The sequence below is a fragment of the Archangium sp. genome (genome assembly GCF_045802675.1).
Classification (GTDB): Bacteria; Myxococcota; Myxococcia; order Myxococcales; family Myxococcaceae; genus Archangium.
Genome location: NZ_JBJMQO010000068.1, coordinates 39853 through 57428, shown reverse-complemented (window position 1 = coordinate 57428; position 17576 = coordinate 39853). Strand labels below are relative to the sequence as shown.

The window sequence follows — 17576 nt, the reverse complement described above, 5'->3', positions numbered from 1 at the left end:
GTCCCCCCCGCAGCCTCCCGCACCGTCTCCCGCGCCCGCGGATGATCGGCCCTCGTGTCTCCAGGCCCCGGGTGCACCCCTCCGCGAAGCAGTAGAAGTTTCAGCCCGGCTTCGGTGCTTTTTACAGGCCCGCCCGCGCGTCCACGTACCAGGGAACGAGGGGATACGCGCCGATAGTGGCCTACAGGCAGAGGCCTTCAGTCACTTCGCAACTTTCCAAGTGCGCGAAGCGCCGTCGGCGGTGACGGCACGAACATGGCAAGGAAGCAGGGGGCCGTGAATCCCGACTCCCGCTCGAGCTGCGCTTGCCAGACGCCCCATCCGGAGCTGGCGGAGTGCCCCACCCTCATGCGGGTGGCCCCGGACGTTTGCCCGCTGCCTTCGCCCACGCTGCCGCCCTCGGCCGGTGGGGAGAAGCTGGTGGGCCAACGCTTCGGCAGCTTCGTGGCCCTGCGCGAGCTGGGCCGCGGCGGCATGGGCACGGTGCTGCTCGCCGAGCACGTCCTCATCCCCAAGCGCGTCGCGGTGAAGGTGCTCCACCGCCACCTCGCCGAGGAGCCGGACCTCGTCAGCCGCTTCCTCGCCGAGGCGCGCGCGATGAGCCTCGTGCAGCACGAGAGCGTCGTCACCGTGTACGACCTCGACACGCGCGAGGGCCGGCCCTACTTCGTCATGGAGTACCTGGAGGGGCAGAGCCTCGCGGCCTTCGCGCGCGGGCCGCTCGAGCCGGGGCTGGTGGTGGACCTGCTCACCCAGGTGTGTGATGCGCTCGGCGCGGCGCATGCGCGCGGCATCATCCACCGCGACCTCAAGCCCGCCAATGTCTTCCTCACCCCGGGCCCGCATGGGCGCCAGCGGGTGAAGCTGCTCGACTTCGGCATCGCCAAGCGGCTCGTCCTGCTCGACGGGGAGACGCCCACGCGCACCGGCGTGCTCATGGGCACCCCCGAGTTCATGGCCCCCGAGCAGTGCGGCGGCAAGGACGTGGACGCGCGCACGGACCTCTACGCGGTGGGAGTGCTCGGCTATCTGCTGCTCACGGGCACCGTGCCCTTCACCGGCAGCAACGCGGCGGAAATCCTCGTGGCCCACCTGCAGCAGGCCCCGCGCCCGCTGCACGAGGTGCGCCCGGGGATTCCCCACTCGCTCTCCTCGGTGCTGCTGCGCGCGCTCGCCAAGCGTCCCGAGGCGCGCTTCTCCACCGCCGCCGAGCTGCGCTCCGCGCTCGAGGCCTGCCTCATTCCGGCGCGCACGCCCACGCCGCTGTCCGTGACGGCCTTCACCGCGCGCGTGCCGGTGCATGGCTCGCTCGGCATCCGCGAGTACCCCTGCGAGCGCGTGGGCCGCACCGGCCTCTTCCTGCGCACCGGCGAGGAGCCACCGCCCGTGCTCTCGGACGTGTCCATGGTGTTGCGCCTGCCCGGGGGCGAGCTGCCCTGCACCGGCCAGGTGGTGCGCCACGTGACGGCCGAGCAGGCCCGTGCGTGGAACATGGCCCCGGGCTTCGGCGTGGAATTGCGCGAGGCCTCGGCCTCCTTCCAGCAGGCCTTCGCCCGGTTGCTCGCCGGGGAGCGTCCCCTGGAGCCCACGCCGCCTCCCGCGCCCCAGGACGACCCGCGTGCCGAGCCCCTGCTGCGCGAGTTCCGCCGGCGCCTCTCGGGCGACCACTACGCGGTGCTGGGCGTGCCCCGCGATGCCGACGCCGACCGGGTGCGCGCCCACGCGCGCGAGTGCCGCAACCGGCTCGAGCCCCTGCTCTCGTTGCCCCTCTCGCCCCCCCAGCGCGACCTCGTGCAGCGCGCCCTCTCCAAGGTGGCCCAGGCGCTCCTCGTGCTCGGCCACCTGGAGCGGCGCGTGGAGTACGACGCGGAGTTGCGCAACGTGGACGGGGTGCTGCGCTGCCTCGCCGCCGGCCTCACCGTCACCGCCCTGGAGTCGTGCCGCCAGCGCTTCCTCGCCCGCCACCCGGAGACGGAAGGGCACTCGGTGCTGCACCTGGCCACCGCCAACGTCTTCCGCACCGCGGACCAGCTCCCCGAGGCCCTCGCCTCCTACGAGGCCGCCCTCCGGGTGGACCCTCTCCACCTCGAGACGCTCAAGCGCTGGCACGCCCTCCGGCTGAGGATGCGTGGGCATGCGATGCCCACGGCCCACCGTTAGGATGGGGCCGCGCGTATGGCCTCCAACCCCTCCGACCCGTCCAACCCCTCGGATTTCGACGACAAGCTCCCCACCCAGGGGCGCTTCACCCGATTCCGCAAGCTCGCCGGCCTCTCCGCCCAACTCAGCGCGGACGTGCTGAAGAGCGGGGCGAAGCGGCTCGTCGGCCAGGAGCCGGAGCTGCTCAGCAAGGCCGCCGCCGAGAAGCTCGTGTCCACCCTCGGGGAGCTCAAGGGCGCCGCCATGAAGCTCGGCCAGGCCGTGTCCATGGACACCGAGCTGCTCTCCCCCGAGGTGCGCCAGGTCATCGCCCGCCTGCAGAACGAGGCCCCGCCCATGCCCCATGCGCTGGTGGTCCGCGTCCTGCGCGAGGAGCTGGGCGGCGAGCCCGAGGCCCTCTTCCGCGACTTCGACCCGAGTCCCCTCGCCGCCGCCTCGCTGGGCCAGGTGCACCGCGCCGTGCTGCACGATGGCCGGCCCGTGGCGGTGAAGGTGCAGTACCCCGGCATCGCCGAGACGCTCGCCGGGGACATGGACAACCTGGGGCTGGTGGTGAAGACGGTCTCCAAGGCCTCGCGCCTCACCGACGGCACCGCCTACTTCCGCGAGCTGCGCGAGGAAATGCTCCTGGAAACGGACTATCGCCGCGAGGCCGGGCTGTGCACGGCCTTCGCCCGGGGCATCGCGCGCCTGCCGGACCTGAAGGTGCCCGCTGTCGTGCCCGAGCGCACCACCGGGCGCGTGCTCACCCTGGAGCTGCTGCACGGCCGCACCCTCAAGGACTGGGTCGTCTCCGGGCCCTCCGCCGAGGAGCGCTTCCGCGTGGCGCGCCAGCTCATCCTCGCCATCTACGGGCCCTTCTTCCTCGCCGGGGAGATGCACGCGGACCCCCACCCGGGCAACTTCATGGTGCTCGAGGACGGGCGGCTGGGGGTGCTCGACTTCGGCTCCATCAAGCGCTTCACCCCCCGCTTCGTGGACGCCAACCGGCGCATGTTCCTGCACGCCGTGCGGCTGGAGTCCATGGACGTGCTCGGGTTGAGCCGGGAGGTGGGCTTCACCACGGAGCTGCCGGACGCCGAGGCCACCGGGCTCATCCAGGAGATTCTGCACATCGCCGGGCGGCCCATGCGCCTCACGCCCTACGACTACGCCACGTGCACCATCACCCGCGACATGAAGCTGCACTTCGCTCGCAACGCCGCGCGCTTCCTGAAGCTTCGTCCCCCCGCCGAGGCGGTGATGTTCTTCCGCTCCACCGGCGGGCTGGCGCAGAACCTGAAGCTCATCGGGGCCCGGGGCGACTTCCGCGGCGTCTACCAGGAGGTCGCCGCGCTGCTGTGAGCGCTCCCGGGCGCGGGGCGGCTAAGCCAGGTGGGGAAAGTCCTGTCAGGGTGCTCTCGGCGCAAAGAACGAGGCACCTTCCGGTCGAGTTTCGTCCCGACTGGTACGACCATCGGACCAGTTGCGGGAAAACGCGCCCGGAGCCTCCCCCCTGACAGGACTTACCCCATCTGGCTTAGCGGGCGCCCGCCGCGGGCAGCTTGCTCTTCTTGTAGATGCTGATGAGCTTGCGGGCCAGCGCCTCGCCCTGGATGCTCTTGGAGATGTAGCCGTCCGCGCCCGAGGCCAGCGCCAGCGCGCGCAGCTTGGACTCGTCCGAGGCCGAGTACAGGATGAAGCGCGTGGTGGCCGGGGCCTGGTTGCGCGCCAGCGACAGCACCTTGTCCCCGCTGAGCGCCGGGATGTTCACGTCCAGCAGCACCAGGTCCGGCATGGCCTGGCGCACCAGGTTGGATACACCCAGCGACGAGCGGTGCGTGCGGACCTCGAAACCGTAGGCATGCAGCGTCCGCTCGAGCAGCATGAGTTGATCCACATCGTCGTCCACCACGAGGACACGAATCTTGTTCTCGCTCTCGGACATGGGCTCCCCTTGGAGTGCAGTGCACAGGTGGTTTGCGGATCTCCAGGATATCGTCTCGGACCCCCGCTGGGAGGCCCACCCCCTGGGGAAGAAGGCGCTCAGCCCACAATTCGGATGCCCGTAACCCAGGGAGATGTGCAAAGCCGGTAAGAACCCGCGAAAGCAACCCCGGCCAGCCGGGCAACGCCTGGAAGAAAACAGTGGGAAGCCGGGCGGGAAGCCCTCCGGGGGGCCGCTCGCCCGGTTGCCGCTCGCCGGGCGGGAGGAGGCTCACTCGCGGCGCGGGCTGGTGCGGGGCAGCCGGACGGTGAAGACGGTGCCCTCCTCGCGCGTGGAGCGTGCCTCCACGCTGCCCCCATGGGCGGTCGCGATCTGCTCGACGATGTAGAGCCCGAGCCCCAGGCCGGAGAACGGCCGGCTCCCGCGCGCCGCCCCCCGGCGGAAGGGCTCGAAGAGCTCGGGCAGCAGTGTGGCGGGGATGGGCTCGCCCTGGTTGCGCACCTCGATGCGCACGCGCTCCCCCTCGTCGTGCACGGCCAGCGTCACCGGGGAGTCCTCCGGGCTGTAGTCCACGGCGTTCTTGAGGAGGTTGCCGAGCAGCTGGCCCAGCCGGTCCGCGTCCCACTCGCCGCGCAGGTCCCCGCGGGCCTCCAGCCGCAGCTCGCGCGAGGGGTGGGACACCTCCACCTCGCCCACCACGCGCCGGGACAGCGGGCCCAGGTCGATGGGGGCCGGGGAGATGGGAATGCCTCCGCCCAGCCGCCCGCGCGTGAGGTCCAACAGGTCGCCGATCATCCGCCCCATCAGCTCCGAGTTGAGCGCGATGCGCTGGGCGAGCCGCAGGGCGCGCTCGGGCAGCGTCTCCTGGCGCAGCAGCAGGTTGGCCGACAGGTTGATGATGCTCAGCGGGTTGCGCAGATCGTGGCTGACGATGCCCAGGAAGCGCTCGCGGAACTCGGCCGTCTGGCGCAGCCGCTCCTCGAAGCGCTTGAGGTCGGTGATGTCCATCACCGCCGTGGCCACCATGACGGTGTGGCCCTCGCGGTCCTTCACCGGCGAGTAGTTCACCAGGAAGTGGCCCGGCTCTCCCCTCCGGCTCGGGGCGGGGACGGTGAGCTCCACGTTGGACACCGGCTCGCCCGTGGCGAAGACGCGCTGGTAGTAGGGCAGGGCGGAGGGGGCGATGTCCGGGATGACCTCGACCAGGGTGCGCCCGAGTGACTGCTCCCCGGAGACGCCGTTGATGGCGGCGAGCGCGTGGTTGATGCGCACGAAGCGCAAGTCCCCATCGAGGAAGGACAGGCCCACCGGCGCGGTGGCCAGCAGCGTGTCCACCAGCGTCAGGGCCTCCTCGCGCTCCTGGGCCAGGGCGCGCCGCAGCGCCACGTCCCGCCCGGAGAGCACCGCCCCGGTGATGGAGCCATCGGGGGCGCGCAGGGGCCGGGCCGCGACGGAGATGGGCAGCCGCGTGCCGTCCGGACGGCGGAGCCACAGTATCTCGTCGCGCACGATTTCCCCGTGGAGCGCACGGTAGAGCGGCACCTGCTCCAGGGGCAGCGGCTGGCCCTGCTCGTCGCTCAACCCGTAGAGCTCCACCCAACGCTCCGTGGACACCTCCCGCAGGGGCCTTCCATGCTGGCGCTCGGCCTCGGGGTTGATGAGGCGCAGCACGCCCCGGGCATCCGCCATGACGATGCCGTCGCCGCTCTGCTCGATGATGTCGCGCAGCAGGCCGCGCTGCTCCTCGGCCTCGGCGCGGGCCGCGCGCTCCCGCTCCAGCAGCGCCGAGCGCTCCGCCTCGCGCCCGTGCTCGGACTCGGCGACGGCATCCCCCATGGCCAGGTCGATGCCCACGTGGAAGGCCCGCTGCTCCGTCAAGTCCAGCGCGCCGCCCGTCTCCTGCAGCAGCCCGAGGATGCAGTCGCGCAGGAGGCCGTACTCGCGGACGATCTGCGTGACGTCATAGCCGAGGCCCCGCCGCTGGGCGCGGTGCTCCGCCGCGGTGTCGCGCACCTGGCGGCGGGCCGTGGCCGCGCCGAGGCCCTCCGCCTGGGTGTTGCCGCGAAGGAAGACCAGCAGCTCCTCGAGCAGCACCGGGAAGGTGTCGATGATGGCGGAGTGGGTCAGCCCCTGGGTGGGGAAATGGGTCCGCACCTCGCGCTCGAACCGCTGCAGGATGTCCTCCCGCCGCGTGGCGAGCAGGTCTGCCAGTGCACCCATGGTGGGACAGCTAGCCATGAGGGAGGCCCGGGTGCCAGCGCGGAGCGCGCCTTCGTGGCGGGCAATGAGCAGTGCCTCCGTCACTGCGTTTCACTTCCGTACGCGATTCACCCGGGAGCTGTGGCCTCAATGCCTCGGTGGCAGCAGCGCTCCGCCCGCCCCGCGCTCGGCCTCGTCGGACGCGAAGAAATCCTCCGGCCCCTTCTCCGCCGCCTCGTGCCGGGCCTCCAGCAGCTCCTCGAGCGCCTGCTCGGGGCCATAGGGCTCGCGCAGCTCCCGCAGACACGCGTCCAGCGCGGCCTTCACCTCGGCGGCGCTGGCGGGGCGCTCCGAGGCGCGGCGGCGCAGCAGCCGGTGGAGGACGCGCCGCACGGGAGCGGACACCTCCCGCGTCAGGTGCTCGAGGTGCTCGGGACGGAAGGCCGCGGCGCGCCGGGCCAGCTGCTCCACCGACGTCCAGCTCATCGTCCCGGGTGGCGGTTCACTCCCCGTCGCGTGGGGGGCGGGACTTGGAGGCAGCAGCGCGGCGGCCCGCTCCACCTCGTCCGTGGCATAGAGCTGTTGGCCGGTGAGCAGCTCCAGCATCACCAGGCCCAACGAGAAGAGATCCGCGCGGCCATCCACGCCCTCTCCCCGCTCGGGGCACAGGCGCTCCGGGGCGGCGAAGTCGAGCCCGCAGCGGAGGACGTGCGAGGAGCGCCGCGGAAGCGTGGGCACGCGCGAGAACACCGTGGTGAAGCCCGTCAGCCTCACCCGGCCGTCGGTCCCGAGGAGGATGGTGTACGGGTCCACGCCGCCGTGGACGACGTTCGCCGGGCGCCCCGCCGCGTCCGTGAGGCCATGCACGGGGACCAGCGCCTCGGCCACGCGGGAGGCCATGTGGAGCGTGAAGGGCTCGGACAGGGGCCGCTGGCGCATGCAGCCGTAGTGGCCGGCCATGTTCATGCTGAAGCCAGACACGTACTCGGTGACGAGGAGCGCGCGGCCCCCGTCCCGGTACAGCGCATGGGTGCGGGGCAGGGCCGGGTGGAGCAGCCGCAACCCCAGCAGCGCCGCCTCCTCGAGGCGCGCGTGGTGGAGGATGTGGGCCCAGGGGGAGAGCAGCGCGACCTCCACCAGGGCGCCCTCCCTGTTCCCGGTGCGCGGCACGCACAGGTAGCGCCGCTGCTGGTAGGGACCCTCCGGCAGGGTCTTCACCCGCACATAGTCGGTGCGCCCGTGGGAGAAGAGGACGGACATGCTCCGGACACTACCAGTGGGATGAAGCGCCGGGGAACAACCTCTGGGGTAGAGACAACCGGGCCGTACTCCGGTTCGCGTGGCCGTGCCCGTCGTGCCCGGAGCCCAGAAGGGGAGGGGCGGGCCAGGGCGCATGGACGGCGGGCAGCCGGGGAAGACAGCCCTGGCGGCCAGGCCGCTGCTGGCCGTCAGTACAATTTTCCCCGCCCCTCGCGCTGCCAAGAGTGGAGGTACAATGTCCTTCACCATTCACATCAACGCGCCCCTGGCGCCCCTGCTCGAGGATCTGCCGCTCCAGACGCGCGCTTCGTTGCAGGAGCATCTGCAGTGCATCGCGGAGGCCGCCGAGTACCTGCCGCCGGATGATCCCCTCTGGCACGAGGTGGGTGAGCCGGACGGGGATGGCCTGCGCACCTATGTGGCTGGCTGCTGTGTCCGGCTCCACCTGCTGCCCGCGTGCCGCCAGGTGGTGGTGGAGCAGATCGGCCGCGTGCGCATCCGCCTGCCCGGTTCCCTGGCCTTGAGCTAGCAAGCCCCGTTGTCCAGACCCAACGGCCCTGGTGCTTGCCAGCGGACATCTGGATGACCAGGGGCCGGACGCGGGTTCTAGAGGTGCACCCAGGATGCCTACAATCCACCCCGGACGGAGTGGATTGGGCCTGTCAGGGGGCCTCGTGCAAAAGGAGCGCCACATGCAGCCAGGACGAATCCGAATCGGAATCCTGGAGGATCAACAAATCTTCCGGGAGAGCCTCGTCGCGATCCTCCAACAGTCAGGGATGGAAGTGGTGGTGCAGGGCCAGGACGTGGAGGGCTTCCTCGCGCGGGTGCGGGACAACCCCCCGGACGTGGCCGTGGTGGACCTGCGGCTGGAGAGCGCGGAGAGCCAGGAGGTGGGGGACGGCCTGAAGGTGGTGGAGGCGCTGCGCGAGCGGCATCCGCAGATTCGCGTGCTGGTGCTGTCGGGCCACCGGGAGCTGCCGCTCATCGAGCGCTGCTTCCAGCTGGGCGCCGCCGGCTACCTGTGCAAGCTCAACGTGAGCTGCGCCGCGCTGGTGGCGGCCGTGGAGCAGGTGGCCCGGGGCGAGTGGCTCGTACCGCCGGAGCTCGTCAACCCGGTGCAGCAGGCGCTGCGGCAGGAGCCGGGCACGCGGGTGTCCCCGTTGGACCGGCTCACCCTGCGCGAGCGCGAGGTGCTGGGCCTGGTGGCCTCGGGCGCGGACAACCTCCAGATTTCCGCGCGGTTGGGCATCACCGAGCGCACGGTGAAGGCGCACGTGTCCAACCTCTACCGCAAGCTGGGCGTGCAGAACCGGGTGGAGATGGCGATGATGGCCTACCAGTCCGGCCTCTCCAGCCCCATGGAAGTGCAGCACCCGTAGGCCCGGCCCGTACGGGCGGAGGTTGTACCGCGGAACACTGTTGCAACCGGGTATACAGGTGCAATGTAGAAGTGGCTCGCCAGTCCCTCCGGCGATGCCGCGCGGTGCAATGTCCCCCCTCTGGGCCCGGGGCAGGGCCGTCCCACTCTGCCCCGGCCCGCTGTTTGCCGGGTGTTGGGCGGGGGCCTTCCTTCAAGGCCGCGAGGCGGTGACGAGCTCGAAGGGGCCGGGCAGCACGCGCACGTCCCGGAAGCCGAGCGCCGCGAGCGTCCGGGTGTAGTGCTCCACCTCGCGCAGACGGCTGACGCACGAGTCCACGCCCATGAGGAAGTAGGACCAGAAGAACTGGGCGGCGAGCCGCTCCGGGGTGCGGAACTCCTCGCAGACGAGGACGCGGCCTCCGGAGGGGAGGGCCTCGAAGGCGGCGCGCAGCAGGGCGCGGGCGGTGTCCTCGGGCCAGTCGTGCAGCACGCGGACGAAGCAGAGGGCGTGGTAGCCGCGGGGCAGGGGCTCATGCAGGAAGTCCCCGGCCACGAAGCCGAGCCTCCCGCCCAGGCCCCGCGCCTCCCGGGTGCGCGCCACCAACGGCTCGCAGGCGGGCAGGTTGTACACGTCCACGGCGAGGCCCGGCCGCCACTCCAGCAGGTGCGCCGCGAGCGTGCCGTCGCCGCCGCCCACGTCCAGCAGCCGCAGGCCCGGCTCGAGCAGGTGGGGGGCGTGCGCGCGGAACGTCTCCAGGATGGGGCCGAGCCCCGCGGCCATGCTGGCCTCGAAGCCAGCCACCTGCGCGGGCGTGCGCGGCGGCCAGTCGAAGGCCTCGGTGGGCATGCTCCGCTCTCCGCGCAACACCTCGGGCAGGTGCCCGTGCAGCTCGCGCCAGGCGTACGTCTCCCTGTCCCGCTCCAGCGAGCCCGCGCCCAGCACGGCCTCGGCCGCCGCGCGCAGGCCGGGCACGGCGCTGTAGCGGGCCTCCACCCGCACCTCCGTGGGCTGCTCGCGCCGCACCAGCCCGAGGCTCTCCAGGCAGTCGAGGAACTTGTAGAGGCGCCCGGGCACCAGGCCGTGCCGCTCGCACAGCGCGCCCAGCGTCACCGGGCCCGGCTCCAGCGCCTCCAGCAGCCCCAGGCGCAGCGCCGTCTCCACCACGTCCACCGCCCGCGCCCCGTTGAAGAGCAGGTGCAGCAGGGCGCGGGGGGAGGGAAGGGACTCGCTCATGGCATGCCCCCTCCGGAGCGCAGGGGCACCGGAGGCGGCGGCTCGGCGGCCTCGGCGTCCGAGCGGGGCGCTCCGGGCGCGTGGCCTCCCTCGCGGCACCAGCCGGCCGTCAGCTCCACCCGCACCTGCCAGAGCGCGGGGAAGAGGGGCTTCGTCATGCGTCCGGACAGCACCCGCGTGGGCAGCCCGTCCAGCGCCTTCACCGTGGCGTCCACGCCGATGGTGCGCCGCACCAGTTGGAAGTGCGCGTACAGCCAGTCCTGGAAGGCCTCGTCGTAGTCCACCAGCTGCTCGCACAGCCGCTTGAGGTCCGCGGCCGCCGCGCCCGAGTACACGCCCGCGAGGCTCGCGCCGCGCCGGGCCAGCAGCCGCTCCAGCGCGCCCTCCAGGCCCTCGGCCGCCATGCGCACCGCGTTGTAGCCCGGCGACTCCTGCCCGCTGCCGTTGCCCAGGCCGCGGCGGATGACCTGGTAGGTGTCCGGGGGGAGCGTCTCCATCACCCCCAGCTCCGCGCCCATGCAGCGCGCCACCCGCAGCAGGCGCTCCAGCCGCGCCGAGCCCTCCCACAGCGCGTCCCGGTCCAGCTCCGCCACCGCCTCCACGGACTCGTGGGCGAGCAGCTTGAGCCACAGCTCCTGCGCCTGGTGCACCACCTGGAAGAGCAGCTCGTCGGGCACCACCCGCTCCTCGGGCGGCATCTGCAGCGAGAGCAGCTCCGGGGTGCGGAGGTACTTCTCGTAGTCGAGCTCTCCCCGGCCCACCCACTTCTTCAACAGCGGGTTGAGCCAGGGGCCCTTCAACTGACGCCGCAGCCGCTCGGCGTGGTCACACTCGTGGAGTTGCACCATCGGTCCTCCTTGGGGGAAACAGCGAGGGAAGACCTGTTGGAAGCGCGTGGGTCAGGCGGGTACGGAGCGGCTCTGCGCGCGGAAGGCGGTGAGCTTCTGGATGAGCTCGGCGCCCTGGACACTCTTGGAGAGGTAGCCGTCCGCGCCCGAGGCGAGCGCCAGCGCGCGCAGCCGCGACTCGTCGGAGGCGGAGTAGAGGATGAACTTGGTGTTCCGCGGCGCGTAGCGGCGGGCCAGGCTCACCACCTGGTCCCCCTTGAGCGCCGGGAAGTTCACGTCCAACAGCACGAGGTCCGGCTCCCCGTTGCGCACGAGGTTGGACACCCCGAGCGCCGAGTGGTGCGTCTGCACCTCGAAGCCGTGCGCGCTCAGCGTGCGGCGGACGAGCTCCAGCTGGTCTGGATCATCGTCCACCACGAGCACGCGAACCTTGGGGGCCGCGACATCAACCATGACGTCCCCCCAGGTGCTTGCGGATGGTCTCGAGCAGCTGATCGCGATCGAGAGGCTTGGTGAGGTAGGCGTTGCAGCCGGCGGCGGTGGCCTTTTCCTGATACTCGCGGCCGGCGTGGGCGGTGATGGCGATGACGGGGATGGTGGCGGCGGAGGGCAGCTGGCGCAGGCGCCGCGTGGCCTCCCACCCATCCACGCGGGGCAGGGACAGGTCCATGAGGATGAGGTCCGGTGCGTCCTTGGAGGCGCGCTCCACGCCCAGCTCCCCGTCCTCGGCCTCCAGCACTTCGAAGAGGCCGCCGAGGTAGCGCCGGACGATGTCGCGGTTCTGCGGGTTGTCTTCCACGTAGAGGATGCGGGGCAGGCGGCCGGCGCGCTGGGCGCTCTGCTTGAGCAGCAGGCCCTTGGCCTGGCCGATGACGTCCTCCAGCGCGTGGCCGCCCTTCTGGACGAAGCCGGCGAAGCCGTCGCGCAGCACGGCCTGCTCCTCGGCGGTGAGCGTCTTGCCGGTGAGCACCACCACGGGGACCTGGAGCTTCTCGGCGCGCAGGCGGCGCAGCACCTCGAAGCCGTCCAGGTTGGGCATCATCAAGTCCAGCACCACGAGCGTGGGCGGGGAGACGCGCGCCTTGAGCAGGGCGTCCTCGCCGTTGTGGGCCTCGCTGGTGGAGAAGCCCGCGCGGCGCAGCGAGCGGCTGACGAGCTCGCGCGTGGAGGCGTCATCGTCCACCACCAGCACCTCGCCCGCGCTGGTGGTGCCGATGCTGCGGCGCACCACGTCCACCAGGTGCTCGGGCTCCACCGGCTTGACGAGGTACTCGCACGCCCCCAGCGAGAAGCCGCGCGCGCGCTGCTCCTCCACGGAGATGATGATGACGGGGATGCGCGCCAGGTCCGGCTCGCTCTTGAGGGTGGACAGCACGCTCCAGCCGTCCAGGCGCGGCAGGTAGATGTCCAGCACGATGGCGTGCGGGCGCAGCTCCTTCGCCTTCTTGAGGGCCTCCAGCCCGTCCGAGGCCGTCACCACGGTGAAGCCCGCGGGCCCCAGCTGGCCGGACACCAGGTGCTGCACGAGCGGATCATCATCCACCACCAGCACGGTGCCGCCCTTCACCACGGGCGCGAGCGACGCGCCCACGTCCGCGGGGGACACCGGCTTGTCCAGCTCGCGCGCCTCGCCCAGCGCCTCGCCCTCGAGGATGCCGGCCAGCCGCACCGTGAAGGTGGTGCCGCGGCCCAGGGTGCTCTGCACGTCCACGCCGCCGCCGAGCACCTTGCTCAGCTCCTTGACGATGGCGAGCCCCAGCCCCGTGCCACCCACCTTGCGCGTGGTGGAGCCGTCCACCTGGCGGAACTTCTCGAAGATGATGTCGAGCTGGTCCGGCGGAATGCCGGTGCCCGTGTCCTCGACGATGAAGATGGCTTCCTTGCCCTCGGCGCGCGCGGTGAGCGACACCTCGCCGGACTCGGTGAACTTGGCCGCGTTGGACAGCAGGTTGAGCAGAATCTGCCGCAGCTTCAGCGCGTCCGTGCGCACGTACGCCACGCGCGGGTCGATGTCCGTGCGCAGCTCCACGTCCTTGCCCTTGAGGTACTCCTTCACCGTGGCCGTGCACTCCTCGGCCAGGTCCTGCATGTCCACGCGCTCGACCACCACTTCCATCCGGCCCGCTTCGATCTTGGACAGGTCGAGGATGTCGTTGATGAGCGCCAGCAGCGTCTGCGCGTTCTTCTTCACCACGTTGAGGTCGCGCCGGCCGTGGGCGGTGAGCCGGCTGCCCTCCTCGCGCGTGAGCAGGTCGCAGTAGCCGATGATGCCGTTGAGCGGCGTGCGGATTTCATGGCTGAAGTTGGCGAGGAACTCGCTCTTGAGCCGGGCGGCGGCCTCGGCCTCGCGCGCGCGCTCCTCCTCGTTGCGCTTGGCGATGGACAGCTCGGTGGCCAGCCGGTCCAGGTCCTCGTTCTGCTGGCGGATGATCTCCATCTGGAGGGCGCGCTGCTGGTAGCTCGCCAGGGTGCGCGCGGACACGGCGCGGCTCTTCTTGAGCTCCTCCAGGTTCTCCGCCAGGCGCTTGTTGGCCTCCTCCAGCTCGGCCTTGGACTTGCGCAGGGCCTCCTCGGACTCCTTGCGCTCGGTGATGTCCTCGGTGATGCCCAGCACGTAGAGGGCCTTGCCGGCGTCATCCAGCAGCGGCAGCTTGCGCGTGGCGTAGATGCGGTCCACCCCGTTGGTGCGGGCCACCTCCTCGAAGCGCTTGAGCCTCTTCGTCTCGAGGATTTCGGTGTCGATGGCCACGAAGGAGTCGGCCTGCTCCTGGGGGAAGTAGTCGTGGTCCAGCTTGCCGAGCAGCCACTCCTTGGTGACGCCGAACGCGTCCGCGAACGTCTTGTTCACCACGTGCAGCCGGCGCTCCTGGGCATCCTTGGCGAAGAGCACGAAGGGCAGGCTGTCGACGATGCGCTCCAGCAGCCAGCGCGAGCGCTCCTGCTGCTGCTCGGCCTGCTGGTGCTGGCGCCGCTCGATGATGCGCTTGAGCTCGCGGCGCACGATGGGCGCTAGCAGCGCCAGCCGCTCCAGCTCCAGGTAGCTGCAGGCGCCGGCCTCCCCCATGGCCGCGTTCATCTCGGCCTCGTCCCACCTCGCCACGAGCACGAGGAAGGGCAGCCCGGGCGCTTTCTCGCGCAGCACGGGGGCCAGCTCGCGGAAGCCCAGTCCCGGCAGCTCCGAGCCGCACACGACCAGCTCCGCGGGCTTCTCCAGCGCCGCCCGCAGCTCGTCCCGCGAGGAGACGCGCTCGGCGGACACCCGCAGGCCCGCACGGCCCAGGGCCTCCAACGCGCGGGCGCTCTCGCCCTCGCCGGCGATCAGCAGCAGCCGGGGCGTCTCGCTCGCCGACACCTCAGGAGCCGGAGTGCTCATCCTTCAGTTTCCCCCGAACGCCAGGACCGTCAGCGTCGTGTTGATGTGGAACCCCGAGTAGATCTCGAAGTGCACGTTCATTCCAGCCGCCGCGGGTGCGTGCCGCAAGGTCTCGGCCAGTTGGGGGATGGTGCCAGTCGCGCCGGCGTACCACATGCGCCCACTGCAATGGAAAAGCAGGGCGGCCTGGGGATTGGGGACGCGGCGGGGCAGCTCCTCCTGGAAGAAGCCGCGCGTCATGCCCGCCATGTCGCCAATCTTCATCAGCTCCAGCTCGGTGCCCTCCTCCAGCAGGTTGGCGAAGAGGATGGAGCCGTCGGGTAGGGGTTTCCACGGAGAGCGGATGAAGTACTCGCGGCCCACCTTGAGGGCGGTGGGGTGGATGGCGAAGCCCCGGGGTTTGCCGAACTCCAGCTCGTCCACCGGCACGCCGAGCATGTCGGCGTAGCGCTGGGCCGCCGGCTTGCCGTCGATTTCCAGGGCGCGGGTGGCGCTCTCGTCCACGCGGGTGATGGTGAGGCGCTCGCCGGTGGGCAGGTACCAGTGCGAGCGCAGCGCGGCCCACGGGGCCTTCGTCTTGAAGAGGGCCACCACCACCGCGTCGGTGGCCACCTCGCCATCCACGTGCAGCAGGGCGGACTGCTTGGCCGGGTCCTGCTCGTGGTCGGCGGCGCCACCGCCCACCAGCACGAGCGTCTGGTTCTTCTCGAGGATGCCCAGCAGCAGCTCTTCCTTCTTGTAGCGGAAGCCGTCGTCGATCACGAGGCCCACGTACTGGCGTGGGTCGAGATCCGTCTGGCGCACGCCCAGCTCCTGGGAGGCGCGCTTGATGGCGGCGGCCCCGGCGCCCACCGCGTCGATGGACAGGCCGGTGCCCAGGCCCAGGCCCACCTCGAAGTCACCGGAGAGCGCGCCCAGCACCACGCTGCCCGAGTGGATGCCGGTGTTGTCCAGCTCGCCCGCGGTGGTGGCGCCCACCAGGCGCGTGCCCGCGGGCAGCCGCTCGCGCACGGCCCGGTTGAGCGCCAGTTGATCCCTGTCACGCGAGGCGAACAGGGTGACGAGCTGGGGGTTGGCGCCCTCCAGCTGTCTGACGAGGTCCTCCGCGGCTGCGACGGGATCCGACTGGGTGGTACGCACCGTCTGCATCTTCACTCGGGCCAAGGAGGACCTCCGGGGGGTTGGGGGTAGCGGGCTAGAAGCCGCTACCCGGGTGAGTCTTGTGGCAGCTGCCGGTGCACTGCTGGAAGGACTCGCGCCCGCCGCCCACGTACATGCTCTCGATGGGGCCGAACTTCTCCACGTGCGAGTCCGGGTAGCTCTTGTGGCACGAGAGGCAGGCGGCCTTGCTGGTGCGCTGGACGGTCTCCGGCCCCAGGTGGCAGGTGGCGCACTGCTGCTTGGGCGCGTCGAAGCGGTCCGAGCGGGCGTGGATGAAGTGGGCGCGCACGACGATGGGGCCCTCGAGCTCGAAGCCCAGGGGCGCGTGGCAGGCGGCGCACGCGGCGCGGTTGTCATTGCCGTGCAGCACCTTGGACAGCTCGCCGCCGTCCTTGTGGCAGTTCTCGCAGTGGCCCGTGGTGAGCTTCGCCTCGGTGTGCTGGGGGCTGCCCACCTGGATTTCGATGGTGCGGCTGGCGGGGATGTCCTCGCCCAGGTAGACGCGGCGGCCCTTCACCGACACCAGGTAGGTACCGGGCTCGGCGTTGGCCGGCAGCTGGTACGTCCACGTGTCCTTGCCCGGCACGTCCCACAGCTTCTGCTCGGGGAAGAAGGCGCCGCCGAAGAGCTTGTTGGAGGGCGGGAAGGTCTGGAACTGCGCGTACACCCCATCGCGCTCGAGCGTGCCAATGGTCTGCACGTCCTGGGTCGGGTCCAGGAACGCGTCCAGGTCCACGATGGTGCGGATGGCCTGGATGCGCTGGGCGGGTCCGATGATCTGCGTCATCAGCATGCGCTCACGGTGCTTGCGGCGGTAGTACGTGGTGGTCGAGTCGAAGAACGCGCGGTAGTACTGGATGCCCGGCTCATTCTGCCCGAAAACCACCTCGTTGTACGAGGGGAGGGTCCCCTCCGGGTGCAGGCGCTTGCCAGCCCCGTCGCGCAGCGCGAGCTGGAAGGTGATGGCGGCGCCGGGCGCGTAGGTGCCGTCGGCGCGCGGCGGGGTGACGGCCTTGACGTCGATGGCGAAACCGTACGCGTACGAAGGATTCTCCACCTGCTCGACGGGGATGGAGTAGTCGGCGCCGGGGCGGGCCGACCAGCTCAGGCGCAGGGCGCGGGTGTCCGGGGAGAGGGTGAAGGGGGTGGCGCCGGTGCGGGCGTTGCGCAGCTCGACGAGCGCCTCCTCGGAGAACTTCTTCGCGCCGGTGCAGTCGGTGGCCGTGCGGCAGTCCCCCGTCCACTGGATGGCGCGCAGGCGGCGGATGAAGAAGTCGTCGTTGCTCTTGCGGCTGTCATCCTTGCCGATGTGCAGGGGGATGGCGCGGCCCGTGGGGCGGCCCTGCGCGTCCACCGGCTGCACGGTGAAGATGCTCGGCTGCTCCATCCACTGGGCGTTGCGGTAGAAGCGGCGGCGGGTGAAGGTGCCGTCCGGGTTGGACAGGAGCACGGGCTCCTCGTCCGCCAGCGACAGGCCCTGCCAGGCCAGCCCGGCGAAGTCACCCGCCTGGCGCAGGCCGTCCACGCCCTCGTCCCTGGACGCCGTGGCCGTGGCGCGCACGTCGATCACATTGATGTAGAAGCTCTGCCCGGCGCGCACCTTGAGGGGCACGCCCGCGCCATCCTCCACCTCGAGCGCCAGGCCCACCGTGGAGGCCACGGGGCCTGGGCGCATGGCCGCGGCCTCCGAGAGGCCCTGGGCGAGCGAGGTGGCCGGGGCGGCGGTGGTGGCCGGCTGCTCGGAGCAGCCCACGCCGAAAAGGGTCAACGCCGCGAGCCACACGCCCTTGATGCGGCCCGGGGTGCGGACAGACGAGTGCGACGGCACACAGAGTGCTCCCTTACCGCTCATGGCGGCCCCTCCTTCTGTGATGGGGCGGCGGGCGCGGTGACGCCCGGCCCTGCTTGTTACCGCCAGGGTTCCCGTCCCTACCCACCAGGTCGGTACCGCTGGTGCATCCACTGCCCCCCGTCAGCCAGGGAACAGCTTGATTCGAGCAATAGAAGAATAGAGTGATTCGACCTGGAATTTCAACTTCTGGGGGAATTAT

At 71.2% G+C, this 17576-nt stretch carries 13 protein-coding genes; 4 read left to right on the top strand and 9 right to left on the bottom strand.

Features of this window, described 5'->3' with window-relative positions; translation table 11 throughout:
- Nucleotides 1-276 precede the first annotated feature (276 nt).
- A complete protein-coding gene (locus tag ACJ8AN_RS19185) occupies nucleotides 277-2160 on the top strand; it encodes a protein kinase domain-containing protein (RefSeq protein WP_407756841.1) in 1884 nt (627 codons plus the stop codon).
- A 15-nt stretch (nucleotides 2161-2175) separates the two neighbouring features.
- The gene (locus tag ACJ8AN_RS19180) at nucleotides 2176-3504 is read left to right on the top strand and encodes an ABC1 kinase family protein (RefSeq protein ID WP_407756840.1); all 1329 of its coding nucleotides are present in this window, start codon (nucleotides 2176-2178) and stop codon (nucleotides 3502-3504) included.
- 175 nt (nucleotides 3505-3679) lie between these two features.
- Here the strand turns inward: ACJ8AN_RS19180 and ACJ8AN_RS19175 are convergent, their stop codons facing one another.
- The 3 genes from ACJ8AN_RS19175 to ACJ8AN_RS19165 all read right to left on the bottom strand — a co-directional run bounded on the left by ACJ8AN_RS19175 (nucleotide 3680) and on the right by ACJ8AN_RS19165 (nucleotide 7546).
- Entirely contained in the window at nucleotides 3680-4087 is a 408-nt protein-coding gene (locus ACJ8AN_RS19175) for a response regulator (RefSeq protein ID WP_407756839.1), read from the bottom strand.
- Nucleotides 4088-4357: 270 nt separating this feature from the next.
- Nucleotides 4358-6307, bottom strand: a complete 1950-nt coding sequence (locus tag ACJ8AN_RS19170; protein WP_407756838.1) for a PAS domain-containing protein — start codon at nucleotides 6305-6307, stop codon at nucleotides 4358-4360.
- Between the two features lie 126 nt (nucleotides 6308-6433).
- Nucleotides 6434-7546, bottom strand: coding sequence for a protein kinase domain-containing protein (locus ACJ8AN_RS19165; RefSeq protein WP_407756837.1), 1113 nt, complete (start codon nucleotides 7544-7546; stop codon nucleotides 6434-6436).
- Nucleotides 7547-7781: 235 nt separating this feature from the next.
- Between ACJ8AN_RS19165 and ACJ8AN_RS19160 the strand changes: the two genes are divergently transcribed.
- Nucleotides 7782-8075: a hypothetical protein gene (locus tag ACJ8AN_RS19160; RefSeq protein WP_407756836.1), complete on the top strand. Its 294-nt coding sequence runs from the start codon at nucleotides 7782-7784 to the stop codon at nucleotides 8073-8075.
- Between the two features lie 163 nt (nucleotides 8076-8238).
- Nucleotides 8239-8928, top strand: coding sequence for a response regulator transcription factor (locus tag ACJ8AN_RS19155; protein ID WP_407756835.1), 690 nt, complete (start codon nucleotides 8239-8241; stop codon nucleotides 8926-8928).
- Nucleotides 8929-9120: 192 nt separating this feature from the next.
- Here the strand turns inward: ACJ8AN_RS19155 and ACJ8AN_RS19150 are convergent, their stop codons facing one another.
- The 6 genes from ACJ8AN_RS19150 to ACJ8AN_RS19125 are packed head-to-tail and all read right to left on the bottom strand — an operon-like array spanning nucleotide 9121 to nucleotide 17377.
- Entirely contained in the window at nucleotides 9121-10143 is a 1023-nt protein-coding gene (locus tag ACJ8AN_RS19150; protein WP_407756834.1) for a methyltransferase, read from the bottom strand.
- On the bottom strand, nucleotides 10140-10991 hold the full coding sequence (locus ACJ8AN_RS19145) for a tryptophan 2,3-dioxygenase family protein (RefSeq protein WP_407756833.1): 852 nt from the start codon (nucleotides 10989-10991) through the stop codon (nucleotides 10140-10142). Before ACJ8AN_RS19145 ends, ACJ8AN_RS19150 begins: the two co-directional genes overlap by 4 nt.
- Nucleotides 10992-11042: 51 nt before the next feature.
- The gene (locus tag ACJ8AN_RS19140) at nucleotides 11043-11444 is read right to left on the bottom strand and encodes a response regulator (protein ID WP_407756832.1); all 402 of its coding nucleotides are present in this window, start codon (nucleotides 11442-11444) and stop codon (nucleotides 11043-11045) included.
- Entirely contained in the window at nucleotides 11437-14364 is a 2928-nt protein-coding gene (locus ACJ8AN_RS19135) for a response regulator (RefSeq protein ID WP_407756831.1), read from the bottom strand. The genes ACJ8AN_RS19140 and ACJ8AN_RS19135 overlap by 8 nt, the downstream gene beginning before the upstream one ends.
- 3 nt (nucleotides 14365-14367) lie before the next feature.
- A complete protein-coding gene (locus ACJ8AN_RS19130) occupies nucleotides 14368-15528 on the bottom strand; it encodes an FIST signal transduction protein (protein ID WP_407756830.1) in 1161 nt (386 codons plus the stop codon).
- 31 nt (nucleotides 15529-15559) lie between these two features.
- On the bottom strand, nucleotides 15560-17377 hold the full coding sequence (locus tag ACJ8AN_RS19125; RefSeq protein WP_407756829.1) for a cytochrome C: 1818 nt from the start codon (nucleotides 17375-17377) through the stop codon (nucleotides 15560-15562).
- Between the last annotated feature and the right edge of the window lie 199 nt (nucleotides 17378-17576).